Below are 7,871 nucleotides of genomic sequence, written 5' to 3' on the forward strand. Positions count from 1 at the left end.
TATCCACCGCCCCACAGCACCCCCGCCGCTGCGCGCGCGCCCGGGCCCCCACCCGCTGACCACAACCCCACGCCCCCCGGCCCCCCCCCCCACCCCATTGTGGGGGGGGGGGGCGGGCCGTCTGTTGGTCGCCGCCGTGTACTTCAGGGTTGGTTTCCGATCCGGAACCTCAGCTGTTGGCCAGTGCGCGGTCGAGAAGGGGGAGCAGGCGGTCCCAGTGGCACTGCAGTCCGGCGGGGTTGAAAGCGTCGGTGTCGGACATGGTGAACCCGTGGACGGTGCCGGGGTAGATCTCGGAGGTGTAGTCGACCTTCGCGGCGTCCAGTGCCCGGTTGAGCTCGCCCAGGGCCTTGGGTGTCAGGTCGCTTTCGGCGTGGCCGAAGTGGACCTGGGCGGTGATCTCGGCGAGGGCGTCGGGCCCGTCCGCGCCCACGGGACCGTGGAATGAGGCGAGGGCGGCCACCTGGCCGGGGTGGGCCGCTGCGGTGCGCGTCGCCAGGAGGCCGCCTATGCAGTATCCGGTCACCGCGACCGGCCCGGCGGTGACCTCGGGCTGGGTGGTGAGGAACCTGAGGTAGGCGTCGGCGTCACTCAGTACGCGTTCGGCGGTGTGCGCCTCGATCAACGGCATCAGCTGCTCCATGAGCGCGGGCCGGACCCGTTCTCCGATGTGCTCGGGAAGGTCGATCAGCGGTGCCGGACCGTGCCGGTAGAAGAGGTTGGGGACGAGTACGTAGTACCCGTGCCCGGCCAGTTCGCGGGCCATCTCCCGCAGTACGGGGCGGATACCGAAGCCGTCCGCGTACATCAGCACACCTGGGTGCTGCTCTCCGTTGTCGGGGAGGGCGGCGAAGGCGTCGGCCTGACCGTCCATGGTGGGAATCTGCAGCGTCTTGATGGGCATGAATTCTCCTGCCGTGGTTGATGTGTAGAGCCTGTGATCAACACGACGGAGGCGGAGCCCGCGCAGCAGCGCAGGATCCTCGATCGAACAGCGGGCCCGCAGCGGCCCCTACGGCGCTCAGAGGAGCGCCGGGTCACCAGTCGGTGTGTGGCGCAATGCCGTCCCGGTAGTCATGGCCGCAGAGCATAGCCCACCGGGCAAGAGCCGATGCCTGCACCCCAGTTCACGGCGCAGTCCAGCCACGACTCGAAGCCGACATGCTGCCCGGAAGAGCGTCGGGTGGCGCGTTCCGGTATCTGCCGCAGTAAGTGCCGGATCTACTGCGGCGGAACCTCTACGTTGATCACCGCGATCTGCGGCGGGCCATTCCGGCCTCTGGGGCGAGGTGTACGCATGTACTGCGGCAGTTCCGGAAGGGCGGGGTGGGTATGACGACCGAACCGGTGACCGAGCCAGGAGGCGGGGGCGCGTTGCGGTTGCCGCGAGCCCGGGTCGTGCCCCTGTCCGCCCCACCGACGTCGTACACCGCGGCGGTCGAGCGGTATCTCACCGGCGCGGCCATCGCGAAGTCCTCCGCCCGGATCTACCGGATCTCGCTGACGACGTGGGGGATGCTGGCCGGCGAACCCGCGCTGACCGGGCCCGCCCGCCGGGGTGCCAAGCCGCCCGTCTTCCCCGTCGCCGTGTTCGACGATCCGGTGTTGCCGGAGGTGCTGGCCGAGCCGACGGCGGCGCGGGCGAGATGGACGCCGACACCGTCAACCGGGAGCGTCCATCGCGCGCAAGGCGATCGGCTGGTGGCAGCGCCAGGGCTGGATCGAGGGCGATCCCACGATCGGCATCGAGCGGCGGCCGGCCCTGCCGGACCGCACCAAGGCCCTGGCGGAGAACCAGATGGCCGCCCTGTGGCGCCTGGACGTGGCCCTGCGGGAGAAGACGCAGTGGAAGATGCTCCATGAGTCCGCCGCACGGGCCGACGAGGTTCTGTGCCTGAACGTGGAAGACCTGTACCCACAGGACAAGCGCGGCCGGATCACCGCGAAGGGTGGGGCGACGGAGTGGATTCACTGGCAGTCCCGCACCGCCCAGCTGCTGCCCCACCTGATCGCCCGCCGTACCCGCGGCCCGCTAGTCCTCACCGACCGCAGGGCCCGGCCGGAACGCCGTTGCTGGACGTGTGCCCCCGGCTCTCCTACCGCTGGGCCGAAGAGATCTTCGAGGAGAACACCCGACACCTGGCCAACCCCCTCGCCTCACCCGATGACATTGAGGACCTGGACGGGTGGACGCTCCACCGGCTACGCCAAAGCGCCCCGACACACGACGCGGGGGGCGCCTCCACCCCGATGCTGCTGGCCCGTTCCCGCCTCGCCTCCGGCACGCCGTTGCGGCAGCCGAAAGGCACCTCAACGACGCCGGCGCCGGCTGGTGCGGCTGGTGCGGCTGGTGCGGCTGGGTGTCCGAGACCGACCTCGCCGTCGACTCCGGACAGGCCCTGCTCGACCTCGGCGACACCGCCCGCGCCCACCGCCACATCACCGAAGGCGAACGCCTGCTACCCACAGCCCGGGACAAGACGAAGGGCGTATTCCTCGCGTACCACGCGGCCAGGCCAGCTTCCTCGGCCTCAAGGGACCCGAGCCCGCCGCAGCCGCTGCCACCCAGTCCCTGCTCCTGGCCCGCCGCGTCGGCGCGCCGTGCTGCATCAGCCTCGTCGATGACCTCCTCCCCCGCTGCCAGCCCTACCAGCGCACCTCTGACGTAGCCGAACTCTTCCACCTCGCCGCCGCTTAGGGCGTGTTGCGAAAGTGCTGACCGTGCCGCACAACGATGTCTGATTTCCGCGAGCAAGACGCGTCGTTGCTGATCATGCTGGCGGCATGACGATGTCATCCACTACAGACTCAGTGACAGTGCTCACCGGCATGTATGCAGCTGAGGCGGAGTACCTGGCGGCCGGAGGCCCTGGCGAGGCTTCGTTCGACTTGCTCGCCCCCTTCTTCGCGCCGAATGTCGAGCTACATCAAGCGGATGCTCTGCCGTACGGAGGTACTTGGCGTGGGCACGACGGAATGAAGCAGTTCTTCCTTGCGATGGGACAGGTCTGGGAGACGTTCGACATGGTGGAGCAGGAGGTTCTCGCCACCGGTGAGACTGCGGTCGTGCTCACTCAGGTCCGTGCTCGCGTTCGTGCGACTGGCCGTGAACTCAGCTTCCCAATCCTGCAAACGATCACGGTCAAGGACGGGCAGATCACCGAGGTCCGTCCGTTCTACTGGGACACTCAAGCTATCGCCGACGCCTGCGCCGCGTCCGCGCCGACAGACTGAGAACGCCTGCAAACCCGCTGGTCACAACCACTCGTTAAGGACTGCGACCAATACAGTCGCCTCGTAGCGGAGGGCAAGCTTGTCGTACCTCGTCGCCACGGCCCTGTGGCGCTTGAGACGGTTGATTCCGCACTCCACGGCATGCCGCTCGCGGTAGTCGGTCTTGTCGAACTTCGGTGGCCGGCCGCCCTGGGAGCCGAGCTTCTGGCGGTTGCGGACCCGGTCCGAGGGCACTGGGATCGTCGCCTTTATCCCGCGTCTGCGCAGGTAGGCCCGGTTGCTACGAGAGTCGTACGCCTTGTCAGCACGCACTCGGTACGGGCGCTTGCGCGGCCGTCCCAGGCCCAACCGCGGGACCCGGATTGCTTCCAGAACCGGCTCGAACTGCGGGGAATCACCCCACTGACCGACTCCGTTGGGAATTCCGCAATCTGCCTGCTCGTCGGCTGTCAGGGCTGACACGATCGCCTTGTCTGTCGTTGGGAGGGTGGGCTGAGTGTCGCTGGAGTCGCGGGATGACGGTGGGGTCCCGGAACTGACCGCGCGGGTGGTGCGGGCGTCGTTCCCGAAGGGCACGTTCGCGGTGCGCGTCCGGGAAGCGCTGGGTCCGTTGTTCGAGGACGCTTCTTTCGCGGAGGCGTTCCCCAGGCGGGGTCGCCCGGCGGTCTCGCCGGGTCCGTTGGCGTTGGTGTCGGTGCTGCAGTACGCGGAGGGCCACACCGACCGGCAAGCCGCTGACCAGGTGCGGGCCCGGATGGACTGGAAGTTCCTCCTTGGCCTGGAGTTGGACGACCCGGGGTTCGACTTCTCCGTCCTGAGCGACTTCCGCGCCCGGTTGATCGAGCATGGCTTGGAGGAGAAGGTCCTTGAGTTGATCCTGGAGCGGATCTCCGGCCTCGGGCTGCTGCGTTCCGGGGGGCGTCAGCGCACCGACTCCACCCATGTGCTCGCGGCCGTGCGGACGTTGAACCGGATGGAGTTCGTCGGTGAAGCGCTGCGGGCGGCGCTGGAGGCATTGGCCGCGGCCGCCCCGGACTGGTTGTCCCCGCTGGTGACCGCCGAGTGGGTCAAACGCTACGGAGCCCGGATCGACTCCTACCGCTTCCCGAAGGGCGACAACGTGCGCCAGGAGTGGGCCGAGCAGGTAGGCCGCGACGGCTTCACCATCCTGGAGGCCGTCCACGCACCCCAGGCTCCTGCCTGGTTGCGGGAGATCCCCGCCGTCCAGGTCCTGCGCCTTGCCTGGGTGGAGCAGTATCACCGCGACGGTGAGGGGGTGCGCTGGCGGGAGGGCAAGGACCTCCCGCCGGGCAGACGCCGGCTGTCCTCGCCCTACGACCGGGAAGCCCGCTACAGCGTCAAGCGGGGCTCAGGCTGGTGCGGCTACAAGGTCCACCTGAGCGAGACCTGTGAGTCGCACGCCCCGCACCTGATCACCCATGTCCTCACCACGGACGCCACCGTCGCCGACACCGAGGTCACCGAAGCGGTCCACCTGGGCATGGCCGCACGTGAACTGCTGCCCGATGAACACGACGTGGACGCCGGCTACGTCACCGCTGCCCATATCGTCGCCGCCCGCGACGAGCACGGTATCGAGCTGCTCGGGCCGGTCGGCCTGGACACCCACCACAGCGGGCGCGATGCGCAGACACCGGACCTGACCCAGGCCGCCTTCCAGGCGGACTGGGAGGCCAAGAAGGTCATCTGCCCCCAGGGAGCGGCCAGCGTCAGCTGGTCCGAACAACGCAAAGCCAGCGGAACCCCGCTCGTCCGCGTGCACTTCGCACTCGCCGACTGCGACCCATGCCCGCTGAGATCGAGGTGCACCAAGGCAGCCAACGGCAAGTGGGGCCGCAGCCTGACCCTGCTGCCCCGAGAGCAGCAGCAGGTCCTCGAACAACGACGTGCAGAGCAGCAAACCGACGCGTGGAAACAGCGTTATGACATCCGAGCCGGAGTGGAAGGCACCATCTCGCAAGCCGTCCGCCGCACCGGCATCCGCCGCACCCGCTACACCGGACTACCCAAAACCCACCTCGGCAACGTCTTCGCCGCCACCGCGATCAACCTCATCCGCCTCGACGCCTGGCTCACCGGCACCCCGCTCGGCAAGACCAGAACCTCCCACCTGGACCGCCTCGAACTCGCCGCTTGAATCCGCGGACACACAACCGGTTTGCGGATTTCCCAACGGAGTCCTGACCGGCCGTGATCACCACCGACAAGGGCTTCTGCCCTTGCTCGACTGCCAGGTGGATTTTGCTAGTCAACCCGCCGCGGGACCGACCGAGTCCGTGGTCGGCCGGCTCGACGGCAATGCCGCCGGGCGGCTCCTTCTGGCGATCCCCCTTTTCGCCGCCCCGGCGGCGTGCTGGTGGGCCCGGCAGACCGTGGAGTCGACGTTCACCTCCCAGATGATCAGGCCTTTCGCGTCGGCCTCAGCCTGGAGCTGGGTGACGATCCGGGCCCAGATACCATCGCGCTGCCAGCGCCGGAACAGGTCATAGACCCGGTCCCACGGGCCGTAACGCTCAGGCACGTCCCGCCACGGGGCGCCGGTCCGCGTCCGCCACCGTATGCCGTCGATCAGCTGTCGCCGCGTCCAGACCGGCGGACGGCCTGACTTGATGCCCGAAGGCAACAACAGCTCCAGCCGGGCCCACTGGCCGTTCGTCAGATCCCCACGTCTCACAGGACGTGATCATCCACGACCAAGATCCACTTTCGCAACAGACCCTAGCCTCGGGCTTTCATGACGTGGGCTGTCCGAAGCGTGATCGAAAACGCGAGAAGTGCTCCTGACCTGCAACGATAGGACTTGTCGAAGGTCCAGATCGTGCCGTGGAAAGAAGCACTTCTCAGGTGAAGAAGCGTATCGGGTCGTACCCGCGTGTCCGCATCGAGGGCGGCGGCCGGGCGGTGGTCTCCCAGGCCGGGGGCGTGCTGCTGGTCGAGACCGTCCGCAAGGTCGGGCTGGAGACCGCGATATCCGCGGCGCTGGTGCCGTGGCGGAAGGCTCGGGCGGTGCACGATCCGGGCAAGATCCTGCTGGATGTGGCCCTGGCGGTCGCGCTGGGTGGCGACTGCCTGGCCGATGTCGGGATGCTGCGGGCCGAGCCGGCCGTGTTCGGCCCGGTGGCCTCCGACCCGACCGTCTCCCGCCTCATCGACACCCTCGCCGCGGCCGGCCCGAAGGCTCTGAATGCGATCCGGTCAGCGCGTGCCGAAGTGCGCGAGCACGTCTGGAAGTTGGCCGGAGCGTCATCGCCGGATGCCACCGGGCAGGTGATCGTCGACCTGGACGGGGTGCTGGTGCTGGCCCACTCCGACAAGCAGGACGCGGCCGCGACCTGGAAGAAGACCTACGGACATCACCCGCTGATGGGATTCGTCGATCACGGAAGCGGTGGCACCGGCGAGCCGGTGGCCGCGCTGCTGCGGCCCGGGAACGCGGGCAGCAACACCGCCGCCGACCACATCACCACGGCCCAACTCGCCCTGGCCCAACTCCCGGAATCGACGGCCTGACCGTCGCCGATATCGAGGAGATCGCCGGGATGTCCGGGTTCCTGGACGACCTGCGAACCCAGTTGAAGGACGGATCGTTTCGTCCGCTTCCGGTGCGGGAACGCAAGATCCCCAAGCCGGGTGGCAGCGGAAGGGTCCGGAAGCTGGGAATTCCGACCATTGCGGATCGGGTGGTCCAGGCGGCGCTGAAGCTGGTGCTGGAGCCGATCTTCGAGGCCGGCTTCCTGCCGGTCTCCTACGGTTTCCGGCCGAAGCGACGGGCACACGATGCAGTCGCGGAGATTCAGTACTTCGGCACCAAAGGCTACCGCTGGGTGCTGGATGCGGATATCGAAGCGTGTTTCGACTCGATCGACCACACGGCCCTCATGGACCGGGTGCGGACTCGGGTGAAGGACAAGCATGTGCTGCTGCTGGTCAAGGCGTTCCTCAAGGCCGGGGTGATGACCGAAACCGGTCACTTCGAGGACAACCCGACTGGCACGCCGCAAGGAGGCGTCCTGTCCCCGCTGCTGGCCAACATCGCCCTGAGCGCGCTCGATGAGCACGCCCACGGGCCGTGGCGGCCGGGCGGGGCGATGGGCAGCCCCGTACGTCGCGCCCTCCGGCGCCGGAGGGGACTGCCGAACTGGCGGATCGTCCGCTACGCGGACGATTTCGTCGTGTCGTGTTCGGCAGCCGTGATGATACGAAAGCCCTGCGCGAGGAAATCGCTGATGTACTCGCGCCGCTGGGACTTCGGTTCTCCGAATCCAAGACCCGCGTCGTGCACATGAGCGAAGGGTTCGACTTCCTTGGGTTCCGCCTCCAGTGGAAACGCAAGCGAGGTACGGACAAGTGGTACGTCTACACCTTCATCGCCGACCGGCCCGTCCGGTCCTTGAAGGACAAGATTCGTGCCCTGACACACAGGTTGTCGCAACAGCCACCCAGGGACGTGCTGAGACGGCTCAACCGGATCATGCGCGGCTGGTCCAATTACTTCAGATACGCAGTCGCCAAGAGCACCATGGTCGAGTAGCCGAGGGGAATCGCACCCCTCGGCTCTCACGGAACCGTGCGTAACAGTCTCCCGTTACACGGCTCTTGTCGTTCTGATCGTCAGG

Annotated in this window: 7 protein-coding genes and 1 pseudogene; 5 read left to right on the top strand and 3 right to left on the bottom strand. The window is 67.9% G+C overall.

Annotation, left to right across the window (positions count from 1 at the left end):
- Positions 1–169: 169 nt before the first annotated feature.
- On the bottom strand, positions 170–904 hold the full coding sequence (locus tag ACFWR9_RS41945) for a dienelactone hydrolase family protein (protein ID WP_383852726.1): 735 nt from the start codon (positions 902–904) through the stop codon (positions 170–172).
- A 1,880-nt stretch (positions 905–2,784) separates the two neighbouring features.
- Here ACFWR9_RS41945 and ACFWR9_RS41950 point away from each other — a divergent pair.
- Positions 2,785–3,234, top strand: coding sequence for a nuclear transport factor 2 family protein (locus ACFWR9_RS41950; protein WP_383852728.1), 450 nt, complete (start codon positions 2,785–2,787; stop codon positions 3,232–3,234).
- Between the two features lie 21 nt (positions 3,235–3,255).
- On the opposite strand, the gene ACFWR9_RS41955 is transcribed toward ACFWR9_RS41950, so the two are convergent.
- Positions 3,256–3,696 (bottom strand): transposase, encoded by a 441-nt coding sequence (locus tag ACFWR9_RS41955; protein WP_383852731.1) that lies wholly within the window; start codon positions 3,694–3,696, stop codon positions 3,256–3,258.
- A gap of 34 nt (positions 3,697–3,730) precedes the next feature.
- On the opposite strand from ACFWR9_RS41955, the gene ACFWR9_RS41960 reads away from it, so the two are divergent.
- Positions 3,731–5,392, top strand: coding sequence for an IS1182 family transposase (locus ACFWR9_RS41960; RefSeq protein WP_383852734.1), 1,662 nt, complete (start codon positions 3,731–3,733; stop codon positions 5,390–5,392).
- Between the two features lie 111 nt (positions 5,393–5,503).
- On the opposite strand, the gene ACFWR9_RS41965 is transcribed toward ACFWR9_RS41960, so the two are convergent.
- Complete coding sequence (locus tag ACFWR9_RS41965) at positions 5,504–5,929, bottom strand: IS5 family transposase (RefSeq protein WP_383852737.1); 426 nt, start codon at positions 5,927–5,929, stop codon at positions 5,504–5,506.
- Positions 5,930–6,099: 170 nt separating this feature from the next.
- On the opposite strand from ACFWR9_RS41965, the pseudogene ACFWR9_RS41970 reads away from it, so the two are divergent.
- The 3 genes and pseudogenes from ACFWR9_RS41970 to ACFWR9_RS41980 all read left to right on the top strand — a co-directional run.
- A pseudogene (locus ACFWR9_RS41970) lies at positions 6,100–6,753 on the top strand (transposase); the annotation flags it as partial.
- Positions 6,754–6,794: 41 nt separating this feature from the next.
- Positions 6,795–7,541, top strand: a complete 747-nt coding sequence (locus tag ACFWR9_RS41975; protein WP_383852739.1) for a reverse transcriptase domain-containing protein — start codon at positions 6,795–6,797, stop codon at positions 7,539–7,541.
- Positions 7,538–7,786: a group II intron maturase-specific domain-containing protein gene (locus ACFWR9_RS41980; RefSeq protein WP_383852742.1), complete on the top strand. Its 249-nt coding sequence runs from the start codon at positions 7,538–7,540 to the stop codon at positions 7,784–7,786. Before ACFWR9_RS41975 ends, ACFWR9_RS41980 begins: the two co-directional genes overlap by 4 nt.
- Positions 7,787–7,871 lie beyond the last annotated feature (85 nt).

The sequence above is a fragment of the Streptomyces sp. NPDC058534 genome (assembly GCF_042717365.1).
In the GTDB taxonomy this organism is placed as follows: Bacteria; Actinomycetota; Actinomycetes; order Streptomycetales; family Streptomycetaceae; genus Streptomyces.

Coding starts and splice junctions, on each gene's coding strand:
- ACFWR9_RS41945 (WP_383852726.1), bottom strand. CDS start 904: ATGCCCATCAAGACGCTGCAGATTCCCACCATGGACGGTCAGGCCGAC.
- ACFWR9_RS41950 (WP_383852728.1), top strand. CDS start 2,785: ATGACGATGTCATCCACTACAGACTCAGTGACAGTGCTCACCGGCATG.
- ACFWR9_RS41975 (WP_383852739.1), top strand. CDS start 6,795: ATGTCCGGGTTCCTGGACGACCTGCGAACCCAGTTGAAGGACGGATCG.
- ACFWR9_RS41980 (WP_383852742.1), top strand. CDS start 7,538: ATGAGCGAAGGGTTCGACTTCCTTGGGTTCCGCCTCCAGTGGAAACGC.